Source organism: Halalkalibacter sp. APA_J-10(15) (genome assembly GCF_023017105.1).
Classification (GTDB): domain Bacteria; phylum Bacillota; class Bacilli; order Bacillales; family Bacillaceae_D; genus Halalkalibacter.
In genome coordinates, this window is sequence record NZ_JALKEV010000002.1 from 76589 (window position 1) to 93537 (window position 16949).

Sequence of the window (16949 nt, forward strand, 5' to 3'; positions counted from 1 at the left end):
ATGATAGGTATAATGATGGTAGGATTGGTTAGAGGAGGAACATTAGTAATCGATGTTTTCTTCTTTCAATTAATTATCATTTATTATATTTATACTCTTCCTATCTATTTGTTTTTTATCATTCCTTTTTCAATGCTCGTAGATAAAATAAATCCCAAATGGAAAGTTGTATTTTATGCTATCGCAGGGGTAATTGCAGGAGTAGCTGGAAGTATTATAATAACTTTACTTTCAAATAAAAGCCTACCTGATTTTTCACGATTCGATTTTCACACGATCTATACTTTTATGATTGCAGGTATAGCTTTTTACATAGCCGATATCATTATAAAAAATATCGTCCAACGCCTCATTGACGGCCAATTTCCGTTGAATTAGAACATTAAATTGAAGCCCCCACAAACGTGAGGGCTGTTTTTATTATCCAAACATATGACTCCATGTTTGCGATCCTACAACCCCATCCACAGCAATGCTTTGTGAGCTTTGGAATTCTCTAACTGCCCTCTCTGTACCTCCTCCAAAGATCATGGATCCATGGATCCCATCTACAGTTAGTCGAGCGTTAAATTGACGATTAAGCTCACTTTGCAATACTCGGATTAACCCACGTAACGTTTCGGGTCCAGGTAACCCATTGGAACCATCTGATCATGTCAGACGCTTTTAATTCCAACTTGTCATTTTCCAATCCCGAGACTGCGCTACGAGACAAAAACATCTTTTCTGCTAATTCTTCTTGGCTTAACTCAGCGTTCAACCTCACTTTCTTAAGTATTGATCCGAACTGCATCTTTCTCCCTCACCTCCTTCATGTGCAATATCTGTACATAACTTGCAAGGCATTAACAACAAAATGTCTAGTTAGCTAGTAAAATTGAGTTATGTTTGATCTTTTGCATGAACTATATTCGATACGGCTGTCACTAAACTTAATGCAACTGGATCACCTCTTTTGATTGCCTGATCAAACCATTCCTGAATTTGTTCAGGTGTCTTATTCACAAGAGTTGAATGAATCGTGACAATGGTGTTGCCATTCGTGATTGTTTTGGAATCCAAAGCATTCGCCCCCTTTGGGACATTTATATGCTGCGGATTGAGTGGGACAGCCCTTGCGTTTTGTGGCATGTTTAAACCTCATATTTCTTATGCGGAATTATTTTTACACGATTCGTGACATTTCTCTTCAAAAAAAATAATCCATTCGAACAATAGAACCTGACTAATTCTTTTCGAAACATTTACACTGGGGTTTCTAAAACCTTGCTCGATAGAAGCGTAAGTTGTTCTTGCAATTCCTGCTTTATCAGCTACCTCTTCTTGAGTAAGTTTTAAATCCAATCGCTTTTGAAGCAACCAATCTCTCATTATCTCACCTCCAATTACACGATTTGTGTATTTGTTATACACACATAAATACACAAAACGCGTAATATCAATATAAAAATTACACTTTTTGTGTATTTTATTAAATTACTGTGTAGTTATAATAGAATTATAATCAACCGAAAGGACTAAAAAATATGCTCAGTTCACGTTTGTCTAGCCTAAGAAAAAGTAAAAAACTACCTCAAGCAGAACAAGCAAAAGCTTTAGATATTGCCAGAACAACGTATGCAATGTATGAACAAGGGAATAGAGAACTGATTACGAAACCCTTTCTAAAATTGCAAACTTTCATGACGTGTCGACTGACTATCTTCTTGATCTCATTGATAATCCTAAAAGTATCGAAACCGAGGAACAACGCCTTGAACGAAAAGTAGATGAAGCTCTTATGGATCCGGAAACAGAGGTTTTCCTAAAGGACTACTTATCTGCTCCAGAAAAGAAGCGTGAGGATGTGCGGAATTATCTGAAGTTTTTGATTCAGCAGGAGGAAATTGATAAAAACAAATAAAAAAACGGCACCTCTATTTTTCTAAAATGTACCCTATAGAGTAGACACTTTAGAAAAAGGACTACTTTATAGGGTTCTTTTTTGTATACTTAATTTAGAGAGAAAACGGAATTGGGGAATCTTGATGACTAAAAAGTATTTTACAGAAAAAGAAGTGAACGACCTATTAGTAAATCCTAATGTAAAGTCTGTAAGTGATCAAGCAATTACTTATACAGATGAGTTTAGGAGATTATTTATTTCAGAGAGTGAAAAAGGAAAATTTCCACGTCAAATATTCGAGGAGAATGGTTTTAATAGTGAAGTTGTAGGTTCAGACAGAATTAGAAAAACGGCTAATAGATGGCGAACTACCTATAAAAAGTCTGGTGTAATGGGACTTAGCGACTCACGCTCAAATACTTCTGGAAGGCCACTTCAAAGAGAACTTACGTTACAAGACAAAAACCGCAGACTAGAGGCTCAAGTTCATTTGTTAAGAGCTGAGAATGAGTTATTAAAAAAGTTAGAGATGATCGAAAGGGGGCTGGGGAGAAGCGAGTAATAGGGGCTGTCGAAATGAAGTTTCTTTTAATCCGTTCTATTATTGAAAAATACAATCTTCGGAAAATGGTCAGTTTTCTATGTGATATTTGTGGAGTGTCACGTTCTGGATATTATAACTCAACTTTCGCAGCACGAAATAGACAGACATATGATACTACGTCAAGAAAATAGACACAGATTTTTCTTGACGTAGTATCATTATTATCAACCTTAAATTCAATACCTACAATACCTCTTTTATCATGAAGGAAAAATCGCATAGATAAGAAGTGCGTAGTATTTTCAGATTCATGTCCAGTTATCCAGGTAAACTCATTCTTACCCAATTGAGTAGCAAAACTTTCAATGCCATTTTTAAGGTCTTCTAATTGTCCATTGTCTAAATAAATCTCCAACTCAACATTGCAATCACTACCATACAGGCATAGGCTTACTTCAAAGAAATCAGCATCAGTCCATATTTTTTCATTATAAACCTTGAATTAGCCAAAGTATCCACAACCTTTCCTGCTTAACCCCTGTTACACAAACGCACCCGTTTGTGTAAGTGCAATTTTTCACAAACTATTAAGAATTTAGCTTTAAGAATTTTTGTATTGGTAAATGATAGGAGTTACTCAACTCAACAAAATATTCTAATTGCCATTTCTGTGTTTCGATAGCTTGTTTGCTCGTGGGTTTTTCCCATATAGGGTATACTCTAATTGCCATTTTTCCTTTTGTAGTTGCCGTTTTAATGATATTTTGTTTTACAAGTACTTCTTTTGGAAAAACGAATTGTCCAAAATTTTTATTAGTAAAGGTATTGATAACCAACAAGTCAGTAGCCTTTTCATATGAAAAAGCTTGGTTTTTTGATTCTTATCTTTTTCCCAAAAAGCAACAAACTGTCCTAGCTTAGTAGGTGTTTTCTTTGCGACTCTAAATCTAACCGATTTCGAGTTCAGCTGAAATATACCCGCTCCGTAATCTGAGAGCTTCCTCTCGGATAGCTCTTATAATGAAGTGATTTGGCTCATAATACTTTTTATTTACATATGTTAGCGCCTCATAAAATTCATTCACTACTTTTACCTACCCTTATTTAATAATATTAGATAATACCTCTCAAATTAGATTATCCCAACTTCAGCATAATGCCCGAACCAAAATTAATTAATTGAGCTATTCTACCTCATAGTTTAATAAAATCAAAAGGAACAACCACACATTTGACTGATCCCGCTGTTCAAGTAAAGCCCCCCTTTAGTTGAAGAGTGATGTCTTAATCCCTCTCTTTAAATGAATCGATTGCCTGATAATTTCATCTGGCTTTTTAGCTTCAATCACAACAGTTTCATTCCTTAAATTCAACTTTACCCCTTGCTTTCGGTTAACAATATATTCCGTTTCCCCTTTTAAATTAGAACCGATTCCCCAACAACAAGCTTTTACGATGTCTAACACTAGCCAATAATGGAAATCAGTCCACAATACAACTTTCATTAGGTAAACCTTCTTCTTTTAAAATTGCTTTTGAAGAGATTTTAATAGAATAATATATAACCTATCGATTATTCCTTTTCTTCAATCCTATCTATATCGAAAATTTCTTAAATGCCAACACTACATTATGTCCTCCAAAACCAAAACCATTAGAAATAGCATAGTTTATTTTCATGTTAACTGCATGGTTTGGAACATAATCTAAATCACACTCTTCATCCGGTATATCATAATTAATAGTTGGAGGAGCTATATCTTCCATGATACTATTAAGGGTTATAACAGCCTCAATCCCACCTGCTGCTCCAAAAAGGTGCCCAGTCATCGATTTAGTGGAACTTACCTTTAAGTTATAAGCATGAGCACCAAAAACACTTTTAATCGCTTTGGTCTCTGATTTATCTCCTTCAGGGGTACTTGTACCATGTGCATTTATATAATCCACATCAGTCAATCGAATCTTTCCCATATTTAAAGCCAATTTCATTGCATTTGCTGCCCCATTGTAATCAGGGGAAGTAATATGATAGGCATCTGTTGTGGAACCATAACCTACGATTTCTCCTAAAATTGTCGCTCCTCTTTCTCTCGCATGTTCATATTCTTCCAGGAATAAAACACCCGCTCCTTCAGACATGACAAAACCATCACGCCCTCTGTCAAATGGGCGACTTGCCTTTTCTGGAAAATCATTAAAAGTAGACATTGCTCTCATTCTTGAGAATCCAGCAAAAGCAAGTGGATTAATAGGAGCTTCAGCCCCTCCAGCTAATATACCATCAGAATAACCTTGTCGAATATTTAAAAAAGCCTCCCCAATAGCTTGATTCCCTGTTGCACAAGCAGAAACAGGTGAAAAGCTAGGCCCCTTAAAACCCGTTTTTATAGATATTATTCCTGACGCCATATTACTGATCATCATTGGAACCATAAATGGAGAAACTTTTCTTGGTCCTCTTTCAAGCAAAGCTTTATGATTATCTAATGTAGTATTAATTCCTCCAATACCGGAACCAATATAAACCCCTAATCGCTCCTTATTAACATTTTGTAAATCTAGATTCGCCTGTTCCAAGGCTTGTTGAGCAGCAGCAACAGCATACTGTACGAATAAGTCATATTTCTCCTTTTCTTTTTTATCAATAAATTGCTCTGCGTCAAAGTCGCTAATATAACCTGCAATTTTGGTGCTAATATTGTTATAGTCATCAGATTTAATTTTCTTGATGCCTGAGTTACCTTCTTTTATGTTCTTCCAGAACGCTTCAACTGTATTTCCTAACGGTGAAACGACTCCATATCCTGTTACTACAACTCTTCGTGCCATTACCAAAACTCCCCTGTCATTCTTTTTCACATAACTACTTCAAAAGACCTTAAGTTGTTCCAATATTTTAGAAAAGAAATCATCTCTTAATACACATTTATATTGTAATCCGCCTTTGGCGCTTGAGATGATACTGCTAATGCCTTCAGATCGTCAGTATTTTGAATACCCCCTTCCTTTTTGGCGTCATTAAGCAGTTCTGTTAGAAAATCTATTTCCATTTGACTTAGTCGTTGTATGGAACGCCTTTCTGCTCGATGGGATTTGCACTGACGGCAATTATCTAAAGTTCCGTTGTCCTCACGCCACGGGCAAAGTCGATTGCCCATTTTGCATGGTGCCTGCTCATCTTCCAACTACGGCATGGAAGTTCCTGGTTCCTCTAGAATACGAAATAGATGATTTTTGGCAATTTGACGAAAACGATCCAAGCAGGTTATAACCAAAGGTATCGTATAGCCTGTCTCTATGCTTCTCGACCCTTTCTCTAATATGGATTTATGGTTCTCTATTACCGTATTTAGCCCTCCGATTTCTGAGCCACCTAATTAGGATACGGCACCATAGCCTGTTATTACGACTCTGCGTTGAATAGCAAACCCCTCCGTGATTAACGATAGTTTAACTATCTATTTATTGCCTTTTCTCCGTTTAGTGTCATACAAGTTGAACTGGCTTTCGCTACCAATGTCTCATTCTCATCAAAAATAGTGCATTCGATAAGGCCAATGGAACTTCCCTTTTTCACTACAATGGCATTAGCTTTTAAGGTAGTTTTCCATACGGGTTTCAAATAGTTAATTTTCAACTCGATCGTTGTATACGTTTCTCTTTCATCTAACAATGTAGCGTAAGCCACTCCCATTTCTGCATCTGCCAAATCACATAGAATACCACCATGTACGGTTCCCATCGGATTAAAATGCGTTTCCTTTGTCTTTAATGTGAATACGGACTTTCCATTCTTAACTTCTACTAAATTAAACCCAATTAACTTTGCAACAGGTGGGACTGAAATTTCTTTGTTCGCATTTAATTTAATCTTATTCTCCATCATCCATTCCCCTTTACGTTGTTTGTGTTTTATGTTTCCAATACAACTTTCTCCTTTTCACTTACAAAACAAGTGAGTATAAGGGCAGTAAAAAATATGAATATGGCAAAGATATATGCCTCTCGAACTCCCCCTAAATGCTCAATAATTGATCCTGCAAGAAAGGGTCCTACTAATTGACCAGTTGCAAAGAAAATGGTTATGAAGCCCAAAACGGCTGGTACTAGATAAGGAAGAGAGCGTTCTGCTGCCATCGCTTGGACAAGAAACATGAGACCTCCAATGGAAAAACCAAATAAAATTGCCGAAGCCATAAAACTTATTATGTGATCATTGACGACTGGAATAATACCTCCCATGACACAAAAAGCCAAAGCAACGAGTAAAGATTTTTTCTCCCTACTTTATCTGAAACGATTCCCCAAATTGGACCTCCAAGAATTATAAATAAGCCAGAAATTGAAAATAAACTACCGGCCACTCTTTCCTGATTCTTTCAATACGATTCATGAGAGTAGTGTGAATAAAATAGAGGTAATAGAAAAAATCAGCCAAATAGCCCTCCATTCCCATACAGGAAAATACCTAATCAAATAGGTGGTCATGAGACCACTAAGAAGCATTCCTGAACCCACCCCACTAAATAAGACACCGAGTACTAATCCCTTTTTCTTTTGAAATTGGATGACTAATAAAGACATTATGGGGGAAAAGGCTAAAGCACTTCCTGCCCCGCAAAAAAACATAATAAGCATCTATAGATAAAAGGAGTTCGAGAATGAAAGAAAAAGGAAGCTAACTGTTACAAGAGAGCCACCTGCCATAATGACTTGTTTCATTCCAAACTTGAGTGCTAATAACCCAGCCTGTGTGTAGTTCATATTTAAGTCGGCTTGCATAAAAGGCATTAACACTCCATAAGCCAATCTTGCAAAGCCAGTTGTCGAAATAACCAACAAGAAACCCACAATAAGTTGTGACCACATAGACCATTTTTTATGTGCTGGAATATAAATCCCCCCTGAATAAACAGAACCTCGTCCATATCCGTACCAATGTTCCGTATAGTTAACTCTTGTTTTTGCTTAACTGATTTAACATAAACTGAGGCGCAACACGACTCATGAACTTCAGCGCACTGCTCTGGCCCGGCAGGATCTCAAAGCGATCCTTTTCCAAAGCCTTGATTGTGTACCTAACCATCTTATTGGCATCCATTGGTTTCATGGCTTTGATCTCGTCAGCATCAAAAACTTCAACTAAAGGGGTCTGAATAGCTGGAGGCGCCAATTCAAACACTTTAATATTAGTATTTTTCAGCTGGATTCGCAGTGATTGTGTAAATGAATGAATACCAGCTTTCGTCGCACTATATACCGGCATTGCCGGATAAGGAACAAATGCAAGTGCGGACGAGACATTCATAATCGCAGCGGATTTCTTCGTCTTTAAATGCGATAAGAATTGGTTCACCATGCGGATCGAACCACTGAGGTTAATTTCAATCTCGCTACTGAAATCCACTAAATCAACCTCTTTGGTATGAAAGTTCAATTTACGCATAACCCCAGCGTTATTGATCAGAACATTCAGTTCTGGAAATTGACTAATTACTTTTTCAAAAAGGTCAGAAATTGCCTTTAGATCGCTTACATCACTCTGAAATGTGTAAACGTTTGGCAGTTTCTTTTTGGCTAAGTCCAGTTTGGACTGATCCCGCCCGGTAATAATTACGGTGTTCCCAAGCTGAAGGAGCTGAGCAGCAAGCTCGAATCCAATCCCGGATGTTCCACCCGTTATGAGTATTGTGTTGGAATCCATTTTCATAAAAATCAATCCTTTCTCTATAAATGATTTATATAGTGGCTTTACTTGCTTTATTGTGCAACAAGATTCTCAGTGGTGGATTCGTAGTAACGCACAACTGTGGGATGTTTGTTGATTTTTAGACACTTTATCCATCCTTTCATATTAAGTGCATATACACCTTTTAGTGAAAAAAATTAGGCTATTCGCATTTTTGAGTGGAGGATTGAAAGACTATCAAAACCGAAAGGGCATGATTTATAAGCCAAGAGGCCAGTTGACAAGGAAAACTAGCTTTGCCTACAAGGCTATCATGCCCACCACTCCATATAAAATCTCTTAAAACCCATCTTAATCTCACTCTAAACTGCGATGAACCAAACATTAATCTCGCCTGTTCAGCTTAACGATATCAGACAATTGACCAAGCAAACCTTTATAACGGTCATCGCCCATATAGTCTCGAATACGATTTTGCGCCTGTTCCCATAACGGCAGCGCACGCTTAAGAAGGTCCCGGCCGTCGGGTGTCAGAGCAATAAATCGTTTCCTGCGATCCTCCCCTTCCGTGATCGACACCCAGCCTTGTCTCTCAAGCGGCTTGAGATCCCGTGGCAATGTGGTCCGATCCATAAGAAGAATTTCGGAGAGAGATGTAATGGTGATAGACCCGGTCTGTTCAAGTGCCATCAGCAATGAGAATTGTGTAGACCGAAGCCCGACTGGTCTTAAATATTCATCATATAAACTGGTAATGAACCGGGACGCCTTTCTTAAATTCAAGCTAGCGCACTCTGCTGCATAATCGGTCGTCCCTGAAAAATCTGAAGTTGAATTTTGTTCTCTCATATTTATGAGTATATACACTTATTGTGTCGATGTCAATCTTTACAATCATCTTAAACCTAGACGAATCCTTTTTTATTATTGAAAAAGGATCTTCAACTGATCCTTTTGTGCTTGCTTATTAAATTAACGTAACCCATTACTTAAATAAGGCTTTTTATTTTAATTAAGAAAAAACTCTTCCAACACTTCAACTTTATTTGTTTGAAGAACTATCCCTTTATAATCAAAAACCACAATTTCGGGGAACTCATTTAAGGATAATGCTTCTTTATAATCATGTTAATAATTTTCATCTAATATAATATAAGTCAAAGAATGAATTTTTTTCATAATTTATTCGCATCAATTAAGTCATTATTGATACTACGTTGGTATTCTCCAGAAGTCATTTTATCATCAAAAACCACAATACTGTATTTACCTTCAACTTCAGATTTAAATTTATTAACAACTCTTTCTACCTCAGAAGAACAACCTATAAAACAAAAATTAGACTTAATATAATTGCTAATTTCTTTTTCAAAACTCTCACTCCTTACAACTATTTACTTTAACATAAATTTACGAATACCCTTATTAAACATTGATGCTCGTTGAAGAAGATCCCAAAGGATATAATGAATACTGTATACAAATCTATTTAACATAATTATAATTTTCGGAAGTACACCAAAAGGCCAAACCCTTTTCTACCAAGGGTTTGGCCTTTGCTCATTTTTATCGTTTATGCATGATTTAAAGGAATTTCAAATAACATTGTGACTAATTAAAGTCGAATTTGTCCGTCTCCATTGACATAATATTTTGTCGTCGTTAAAGCTGGTAACCCCATTGGTCCTCTTACATGTAGCTTTTGTGTTGAAATGCCAATTTCGGCACCAAATCCAAATTCAAAGCCATCTGTAAAGCGTGTTGAGGCATTATGATAGACAACTGCTGCATCAATACCATTTAAGAATTGTTCAACATTCTTTGGCGTTTCCGACACAATACACTCGGAATGTTTTGTACCATATTGATTAATATGAGCAATGGCTTCTTCAACACTATTTACAGTTTTCACACTGATGATTAAATCTGAAAATTCTTTTGCATAATGTTCCTTTGTTGCTTCGAGGGCTGTTGGAAATAATTTACAAACTTTTTCATCTCCATAAATTTTAACTCCAGCAATGGATACCGTTTCAAGTAGTTCTTTCCCATAATTATTAAAGAATTCATCATGGATTAATAAACTTTCAATCGTATTACATACTGATGGACGATGAGTTTTAGCATTTAGTACGATTGGTCTTACAATATCGTATTTTGCGGTTGCATCAACAAAAACATGGCAGTTACCAGCCCCTGTTTCAATAACAGGCACACTTGCTTCACGTACCACTAAATCAATTAAATCTTTGCCTCCTCGAGGAATTAAAAGGTCCAAATATTCTGTTAAGTTAAATAATATTTTAGCAGTTTCGCGTGACGTATCCTCGATTAAAAGTACCGCATTTTGAGGGAATTGCACACGTTTCAATGCTTGATGTATAGACTTAACTAAAGCCATATTGGAGTGTTTTGCTGAACTAGAGCCACGCAGTAGAACTGTATTTCCTGTTTTTAAAGATAGCGTAGCTGCATCAATGGTTACATTCGGACGGGCTTCATAAATCATACCAAGGACACCGAGTGGCACACGTCGCTTACTAATAATCAGTCCATTATCCTTATTTATACGTTCCAATTCTTCTCCTATTGGATCGGGCAAATCAATTACTAAATGAATTGCATCACTCATGGCTTTAACCCGTTCTGGATTCAGCATAAGACGATCGTTTATGGACTCAGATAACCCTAATTTATGACCATATTCAATGTCTTTTGCATTTTCTTTTAGTATAAACGCTTGATCTATTAGTAATTGCTCTGCAATTGCTAATAGTGCTGTATTTTTTTCTTCAGTTGTTTTATTTTGCATTTCTAAACTTGCTTCTTTTGCAAGCTTTGCTTTATAAATGACTTCATTCTCAATAGCTGTACTCATTGATTTTACCTCCTTTACATTTAAGTTAATTTACAAATGATGAAGAAAATTGAGATGGCATAGTTTACTTCTGCTTGAATTGATTGGTTCGGTACATAATCCAATAAATTATTTAATGATATGAATTGGGGTTCCAAGTGCAACTTCGGCAGCTTCCATTGTCATTTCTCCTAGTGTTGGATGGGCATGGATTGTCATAGCGATGTCATCGGTACTCATTCCTGTTTCAACAGCCAAACCTAACTCCGAAATGATATCTGATGCATTTGCTCCGGCAACTTGCGCTCCGATAACAAGTCCATCTTCTTGACGAGTTACAAGCTTAACGAACCCATCTGTGCTGTCAAGTGACAAGGCACGTCCATTTCCCGCATATGGGAATTTCGCAGCTACTACTTCAATACCTTCATCTTTTGCTTGTTGTTCAGTATAACCTACAGTTGCAAGCTCAGGGTCTGAAAATACGACTGCTGGAATGCCTATATAATCAATTTCAGATAGATGTCCGGCAATTGCTTCATAGAATGCCTTATGTGCTAATTGTGGACCTGGAACAACATCACCGATTGCATAAATATTAGGAACATTCGTGCGGCATTGCTTATCGATTTCAATAAGTCCACGGTCTTTCATTTTACGCCTGCTTGTTCAAGACCTATTTCATCCGTATTCGGGCGGCGTCCGACCATTACAAACACATAATCAACGTCTATTTTCTTTTCTTCATTTTTTACCTCAAAGGTTACAGTTACGGCATTTTCTGTTTCTTCTACACCTTTTGCTATTGCTTTGGTATAGAATTCTACACCTTTTTCTTCATACTCTTCTTAACAACGGCTGACATTTGTTTCTCAAAACCTACGCCTAAAATTTCATCTGCACCCTCTAAAATCGTTACTTGGATACCAAAGTTTGCATAGGAACCGCCAAGTTCGATTCCTATAACACCGCCGCCAATAACAACGATTTTTTCAGGAATTTCATTTAAGCTGAGGGCACCAGTCGAATTTAGAACGCGTTTTGAATATTTAAATGTAGGCAACTCGATTGGACTCGATCCTGTTGCAATAATTGCATTTTTAAAGTTGTATGTTTGAGCATTTCTTTCGCCCATTACGCGTAATGAATTACTGTCTACAAAGAATGCTTCACCACGTACAATCTCAACTTTATTTCCTTTTAATAGTCCTTCGACACCGCCAGTTAACTTCTTCACTACACTAGCTTTCCACTCTTGTACCTTTGAAAAATCAACCTTTACATTCTCTGCTCTAATTCCATATGCATCCGAATGCTTAGATGCTTAGCTGTTTCATAGCGGTGACCTGCGGAAATTAATGCCTTTGAAGGAATACAGCCGACATTACAACATACACCGCCCAAATATTCCTTTTCTACAATTGTTACTTTTTGTCCCAGCTGGGCAGCACGAATTGCTGCTACGTAACCCCCTGGACCTGCACCGATGACAATAGTATCTGTTTCAATTGGGAAATCTCCGATAACCATTTACTTACGCCTCCATTAACAATAGTTTTGGGTCGTTAAATAATTTCTTAATATGATTCATTGCATTCTGCTCTGTAGCTAGGAGCTTCCTTAATTTTCTTAAACACTAAAACGGTATAATGTCCACCGAACCTAAAACCATTTGAAATAGCATAGTTCACTTCTGCTTGAATACTATGGTTAGGTACATAATCAAGATCGCATTCTTTATCCGGATTTTTGTAATTAATAGTAGGCAGGATGATATCGTTCATTGCTACAATCAAGAAGATATACTCAATTGTTGAATTTTGTTCTCTTATAATTACGAGTATATACACGTATTTTGTCAATGTCAATCTTTATATCATCTTAAGCCTGAACGGATGCTTTTTTATTATGTACAAAGAAGCGGCTGGAAGTATACCGCCAGTCCCGCTTCCCCTTAATTTTACCATAAAAATGTTAATTCCTTCTTCAAGATTACTGCTCGTTACTTCAATAAGAAAAAAACGATAACCATATTCAGCTATCGCTTTAATCACAAAGTGTTAAAACTTTATTTAAAACTAACTATTTATTTCGTTCTAATTCTTCCACACGTCTTTTTAATAATTCAATGTCTTTTGATACGGACCTTTCAGAAGTATTCTTTTTTAGTTTAGAATAATAAATAGTGCTATTGCCATTAATGTTAATAGGAAAAAGATATTTTGACTAATAAATTCTAACATTGTCTATCCCTCCTCTCTACTCATCAATGCTGATTATTTAAGTTTTCTGTTAAATTAGTCGAGTAGAAGAGAGTCTCTCTACCTTTCGATAGATTGTACTCTCCCCCCTCACAGAACCGTGCTTGCGCTATTCACGCACACGGCTCCTCCTAGTTACCATTCGCAGAAATAACTTGCCATTCCTGCTATCCTTACTAGTTTTGTTTCCATTTAATCATCCTACCTCTGAGTGTAGGTCTACCTCTGTGTGTAGTAAATGTGTCCCTAGCAAGGGTGGTAACTAGGTAGCAGCCTTTCCTCCATCAACATTACCCAACTTCATTGGTACTACGCTGCTATCCGACTCCCTAACCAGCGTTTGGTTTCTTTACTTATTATCGCTTGTACACCATACTCTTCTATTTAAGAAAAGACTGATAGGGTCTCCCGAGTTGCCGTATCATATCAATGTGTAACGTGCCAAGGTCTCTGACTCCAGAGAGGTTTCATTCTTCTTGCCATATACGAAGAATGAAATGTTGCTTTCTGCTGCAGGTAAAGCATCAGCCCTCTCGAATTACTAACATTATGGGGCTCAATCCCTTCAACCATTTGGCTTTCGGCCCGCAACCTAACTGTCTACGCTTAAAGACTAAAGTTACCTTTAGCCCTCCAAGACTCGCTACGAGTGAATGGCTAGTTCTTGCTCGACGGGAATCCCACCCGCTATATGATACGACCTTGGCTCGGCCGCACACCTGCTCCGTTAGTACAATAAAGAAAGTACGCTGTTTCTTGTTATAGTAGCGCTACCCGTTCGTACAATAAAACTATGCTAACCTAAATAGACAGTTTTGCCATTTTCTCTTTTGGCACGAATGATGATTTCCCCTGCAATTTGTTCTGGATTTTTATAATCCTTCTCTACTTCTTCAAATTGTGTATTTATTAATTCTTCTAACTCACCTAATGTGGTATCTTTGGAAAGTAAGCGTCAAATAAAAAGAGGACACTGATAGACTACGGTTGTACCGTAATCGATCAGTGTCCTCCAGTTGGCTGGTAGAACTATTTTAATAAAACTTATAGACCTCTTAATATATAACCATTCAGGTAAAAATAAAATATCAATAGTTTTATCTTCATTCTAAGTACTTCTTTCAGACCATATTAATCAAACTGATCGAATAAACATTTTAACTTGCTTAATCGGTCATATTTCAATTGGTAACAAATATAATATAATATTAATGCTCCAGAAACTAGTAAAAACACATTTAGATTAAACAACAAATTTCCTTTTAAATATTTACTTATGACTTCTGATATAATCTCCCCGAATTCAGGGTCAACTAAAAAAACATCAGATAGCAATGAATTAGATATTTCCTCTCCGGAATTCCCACTTAATTCTAAAAAATTTATTCTTTGATCAATCGATAAAGAAATTACATTGTTCATCCAATTATTGTATAAGTTATTGTATACATTAAAAACAGAAAAAAAAGCAGTAACTACAATTGTAAAAATAATTCCTACAGGAGCAAAATTTTTCTTTTTATCTAATTCACTATTAATCAACGCCTTATATATTTTCTTTTTCTCTTGCTCAAGTTCCTGTATATTTTTATCTATAGTTTCCATTCGTTTAAATGTTATTATTTCAAACATGGGAAAAAAAGTATAAATAACCTTTTCCACTCCTTTTCTTGATTCTTGTAACAACCTTAAACTTGCACCAAAAAAATTTAATTTATTACATACCCATCCTCCAAATGCAAATATCATAATAATAAGTATAATTTCCCCTGATACTCCAAAATGATTAGCCACAAGTACAATAACCATTCCTACTACAAGTACAGTAACCATTGCTACAAGTACTGTTATAAATTGGTTAACTTTTTGATTCAAAACTCCTCCCCCTCATCAAACTTATCTTTTTCATTTTAAGCAGTGTCCTCCAGATGGAGAGAAGAACTACTTAAAATTAGGATTTTTTCCTCTTCATTTTCTTCTTCAACCTTTTCATTTTTCTTTTGTGCCTGTAATTTGTCTTTATTTTGTTGTAAATAGAATAAATTGAAGAAGAATATTTATAATCATTTGGCAACCCAAGAGATTTCCGCGTTTTATGAAAAGCACCATTTATATAATTTAACAGTTTTTTATCACATTCATAAAAGTTTTCATGTTCATCATACTTCCAATTAATATAACTGATTTCATAATAACTATTTATTATTTGTTCTAACTCTGGATCAAATAGCTCAGGATTTTTACTAAATAAATCAACTAAACCTGTTACATCATCATCGTCTAATCCTTCAAAACCATCATGAGGGTTTGTTCTTGATAGAATGAGTTTGAAAATTGGTACATATAATTCTGTTAATACTCGCTCGGTATACTTGGAGGTACGTACTTTATGTTCTTTGATATAGCTAAAATAATTGCTAGCACCAGCAGTAATTATTGCGGTTAAAAATATAGTAATAAATTGTTCCCAATTCAAAACTCCTCCCCCTTATCAAATTTAATTTTTTCATTATAAGCATTATATCCTGTATAGTTAGCAGAACTAGACTCCATAATAATATAAATATTTTTCACTTCTCCAAATTGAACCAATGATCGTAATTTATGATCGTATTGTAAAAGTAATTCCCGAATACCTTCCCCATAATCTGTATGACCCAAACAATAAATAAGGTATTTTTCATCACTACTCATAACAACCTATATAGAGCCTTTTGCAGATGGTGCAGCGGTTGCACTTGGCTTACTATTTAATAATGATGTTAGAAAAATAATTATAAATGATTTTGATACATCGATCTTTGCTTTTTGGCATTCTATACTTTATTCAACAGATAATCTAATCGAAATGATATATGACTGCGAGATTAACATTGAAGAATGGTACAAACAAAAAGAGATCCAAAGAAACAAATCAAATTCAACTCTTCTCGAATTAGGTTTCTCTACCCTTTTTCTTAACAGAACTAACCGCTCTGGAATTATAAAAGGTGGAGTAATAGGTGGCAAAGAACAAAAAGGATATTACAAACTTGACTGTAGATTTAATAAGGAAAAACTAATTAATAAAATTAACATAATCGCATCAAAAAAGGATCAGATTGAATTATTTAATGAGGATGCAATTATTCTTATTGATAAGGTTATTAAGAATACAAGGAATTCCTTTACATTCTTTGACCCACCTTATTTTGAAAAAGGGCCTTCATTATATACTAACTTTTATAGTGAAGAAGACCATATTGATTTGGCAAAAAAAATAAAGCAAGACTTGAGGGAACGAACATGGATAGTAACCTACGATCATACACATGAAATCAAATCAATATATTCAAATTTAGAGTATATCGAGTACTCATTATCCTATACAGCTCAAGAAAAAACTAAAGGAATTGAATATATGTTTTTCTCAAAAAAAACTGATTCCAACTGCCCTGAGAACTATCTTACCGTTTTAAAAGAACTAACTTCTACATAAGCCGTAAATGGCTTTTTCTTTGCAAATCAAACATATATTCCTATAATGAGTATTAATCTAACAAATTTAGGAAGGTGTAACTATGATAGCATATCAAACAACCCATCTTGAGGATACATTGAGAAACTATATAACCAGCTTGGAATAGATCTCCTGCTGTGTTAGTTCTTCATAAGCTTATGACTAAAAATAATAAAAAACCTTGAAAGGCTATAGCCAATCAAGGTTTTTC

The 16949-nt window shown here is 35.7% G+C and carries 22 protein-coding genes and 4 pseudogenes; 6 read left to right on the forward strand and 20 right to left on the reverse strand.

Annotated features, from left to right (window positions below; all coding sequences use genetic code 11):
* On the forward strand, positions 1–378 hold the full coding sequence (locus MW695_RS03215; RefSeq protein ID WP_247103322.1) for a hypothetical protein: 378 nt from the start codon (positions 1–3) through the stop codon (positions 376–378).
* Between the two features lie 42 nt (positions 379–420).
* On the opposite strand, the gene MW695_RS23015 is transcribed toward MW695_RS03215, so the two are convergent.
* The 4 genes from MW695_RS23015 to MW695_RS03225 form a co-directional block, all read right to left on the reverse strand.
* A complete protein-coding gene (locus MW695_RS23015; RefSeq protein ID WP_368859649.1) occupies positions 421–594 on the reverse strand; it encodes a peptidoglycan-binding domain-containing protein in 174 nt (57 codons plus the stop codon).
* Positions 584–793, reverse strand: a complete 210-nt coding sequence (locus MW695_RS23020) for a helix-turn-helix domain-containing protein (RefSeq protein WP_368859650.1) — start codon at positions 791–793, stop codon at positions 584–586. The genes MW695_RS23015 and MW695_RS23020 overlap by 11 nt, the downstream gene beginning before the upstream one ends.
* An 89-nt stretch (positions 794–882) precedes the next feature.
* On the reverse strand, positions 883–1131 hold the full coding sequence (locus MW695_RS03220; protein ID WP_247103325.1) for a hypothetical protein: 249 nt from the start codon (positions 1129–1131) through the stop codon (positions 883–885).
* An 18-nt stretch (positions 1132–1149) separates the two neighbouring features.
* Positions 1150–1371 carry a helix-turn-helix domain-containing protein gene (locus MW695_RS03225; RefSeq protein ID WP_252120637.1) on the reverse strand — a complete coding sequence of 74 codons (222 nt, stop codon included), beginning with the start codon at positions 1369–1371 and terminating at the stop codon, positions 1150–1152.
* Positions 1372–1526: 155 nt separating this feature from the next.
* Between MW695_RS03225 and MW695_RS23135 the strand changes: the two genes are divergently transcribed.
* The 3 genes from MW695_RS23135 to MW695_RS03235 all read left to right on the forward strand — a co-directional run bounded on the left by MW695_RS23135 (position 1527) and on the right by MW695_RS03235 (position 2447).
* Positions 1527–1769 carry a helix-turn-helix domain-containing protein gene (locus tag MW695_RS23135; RefSeq protein ID WP_483299841.1) on the forward strand — a complete coding sequence of 81 codons (243 nt, stop codon included), beginning with the start codon at positions 1527–1529 and terminating at the stop codon, positions 1767–1769.
* A complete protein-coding gene (locus MW695_RS23140) occupies positions 1688–1903 on the forward strand; it encodes a hypothetical protein (RefSeq protein ID WP_483299843.1) in 216 nt (71 codons plus the stop codon). Before MW695_RS23135 ends, MW695_RS23140 begins: the two co-directional genes overlap by 82 nt.
* A 124-nt stretch (positions 1904–2027) precedes the next feature.
* Positions 2028–2447 carry an HTH domain-containing protein gene (locus tag MW695_RS03235; RefSeq protein WP_247103326.1) on the forward strand — a complete coding sequence of 140 codons (420 nt, stop codon included), beginning with the start codon at positions 2028–2030 and terminating at the stop codon, positions 2445–2447.
* Positions 2448–2559: 112 nt separating this feature from the next.
* On the opposite strand, the gene MW695_RS03240 is transcribed toward MW695_RS03235, so the two are convergent.
* The 4 genes and pseudogenes from MW695_RS03240 to fabF form a co-directional block, all read right to left on the reverse strand.
* The gene (locus MW695_RS03240) at positions 2560–2844 is read right to left on the reverse strand and encodes a hypothetical protein (RefSeq protein ID WP_247103327.1); all 285 of its coding nucleotides are present in this window, start codon (positions 2842–2844) and stop codon (positions 2560–2562) included.
* Between the two features lie 172 nt (positions 2845–3016).
* Positions 3017–3405 (reverse strand): annotated as a pseudogene (locus MW695_RS03245) (MepB family protein).
* Positions 3406–3694: 289 nt separating this feature from the next.
* Positions 3695–3934 carry a hypothetical protein gene (locus MW695_RS03250; protein ID WP_247103328.1) on the reverse strand — a complete coding sequence of 80 codons (240 nt, stop codon included), beginning with the start codon at positions 3932–3934 and terminating at the stop codon, positions 3695–3697.
* 91 nt (positions 3935–4025) lie between these two features.
* A complete protein-coding gene (gene fabF / locus MW695_RS03255; RefSeq protein ID WP_247103728.1) occupies positions 4026–5261 on the reverse strand; it encodes a beta-ketoacyl-ACP synthase II in 1236 nt (411 codons plus the stop codon).
* 239 nt (positions 5262–5500) lie between these two features.
* Here fabF and MW695_RS03260 point away from each other — a divergent pair.
* Positions 5501–5633, forward strand: a pseudogene (locus MW695_RS03260) (transposase); the annotation flags it as partial.
* A 253-nt stretch (positions 5634–5886) separates the two neighbouring features.
* Here the strand turns inward: MW695_RS03260 and MW695_RS03265 are convergent.
* From MW695_RS03265 to MW695_RS03315, 12 genes and pseudogenes are all read right to left on the reverse strand, one after another.
* Positions 5887–6315: a PaaI family thioesterase gene (locus tag MW695_RS03265; RefSeq protein WP_247103330.1), complete on the reverse strand. Its 429-nt coding sequence runs from the start codon at positions 6313–6315 to the stop codon at positions 5887–5889.
* Between the two features lie 29 nt (positions 6316–6344).
* Positions 6345–6698 (reverse strand): annotated as a pseudogene (locus MW695_RS03270) (MFS transporter); the annotation flags it as partial.
* A gap of 123 nt (positions 6699–6821) precedes the next feature.
* A complete protein-coding gene (locus tag MW695_RS23025) occupies positions 6822–7070 on the reverse strand; it encodes a YbfB/YjiJ family MFS transporter (RefSeq protein ID WP_368859651.1) in 249 nt (82 codons plus the stop codon).
* Positions 7071–7301, reverse strand: coding sequence for a hypothetical protein (locus MW695_RS03275; protein WP_247103333.1), 231 nt, complete (start codon positions 7299–7301; stop codon positions 7071–7073).
* Positions 7302–7383: 82 nt separating this feature from the next.
* Positions 7384–8142 carry an SDR family oxidoreductase gene (locus MW695_RS03280; protein ID WP_247103334.1) on the reverse strand — a complete coding sequence of 253 codons (759 nt, stop codon included), beginning with the start codon at positions 8140–8142 and terminating at the stop codon, positions 7384–7386.
* A gap of 363 nt (positions 8143–8505) precedes the next feature.
* A complete protein-coding gene (locus tag MW695_RS03285) occupies positions 8506–8970 on the reverse strand; it encodes a MarR family winged helix-turn-helix transcriptional regulator (protein ID WP_260505829.1) in 465 nt (154 codons plus the stop codon).
* A gap of 766 nt (positions 8971–9736) precedes the next feature.
* Positions 9737–10999 carry a glutamate-5-semialdehyde dehydrogenase gene (locus MW695_RS03290; RefSeq protein ID WP_247103336.1) on the reverse strand — a complete coding sequence of 421 codons (1263 nt, stop codon included), beginning with the start codon at positions 10997–10999 and terminating at the stop codon, positions 9737–9739.
* Between the two features lie 108 nt (positions 11000–11107).
* Positions 11108–12508: pseudogene (gene lpdA, locus MW695_RS23145) on the reverse strand (dihydrolipoyl dehydrogenase).
* Between the two features lie 47 nt (positions 12509–12555).
* Positions 12556–12846, reverse strand: coding sequence for a hypothetical protein (locus tag MW695_RS03300; protein WP_247103338.1), 291 nt, complete (start codon positions 12844–12846; stop codon positions 12556–12558).
* 1524 nt (positions 12847–14370) lie between these two features.
* A complete protein-coding gene (locus tag MW695_RS03305; protein WP_247103339.1) occupies positions 14371–15114 on the reverse strand; it encodes a hypothetical protein in 744 nt (247 codons plus the stop codon).
* A 76-nt stretch (positions 15115–15190) separates the two neighbouring features.
* Positions 15191–15715 (reverse strand): hypothetical protein, encoded by a 525-nt coding sequence (locus MW695_RS03310; RefSeq protein ID WP_247103340.1) that lies wholly within the window; start codon positions 15713–15715, stop codon positions 15191–15193.
* Entirely contained in the window at positions 15712–15933 is a 222-nt protein-coding gene (locus MW695_RS03315; protein ID WP_247103341.1) for a hypothetical protein, read from the reverse strand. Before MW695_RS03315 ends, MW695_RS03310 begins: the two co-directional genes overlap by 4 nt.
* Before the next feature lie 154 nt (positions 15934–16087).
* On the opposite strand from MW695_RS03315, the gene MW695_RS03320 reads away from it, so the two are divergent.
* Positions 16088–16717: a DNA adenine methylase gene (locus MW695_RS03320; protein ID WP_247103342.1), complete on the forward strand. Its 630-nt coding sequence runs from the start codon at positions 16088–16090 to the stop codon at positions 16715–16717.
* Positions 16718–16949 lie beyond the last annotated feature (232 nt).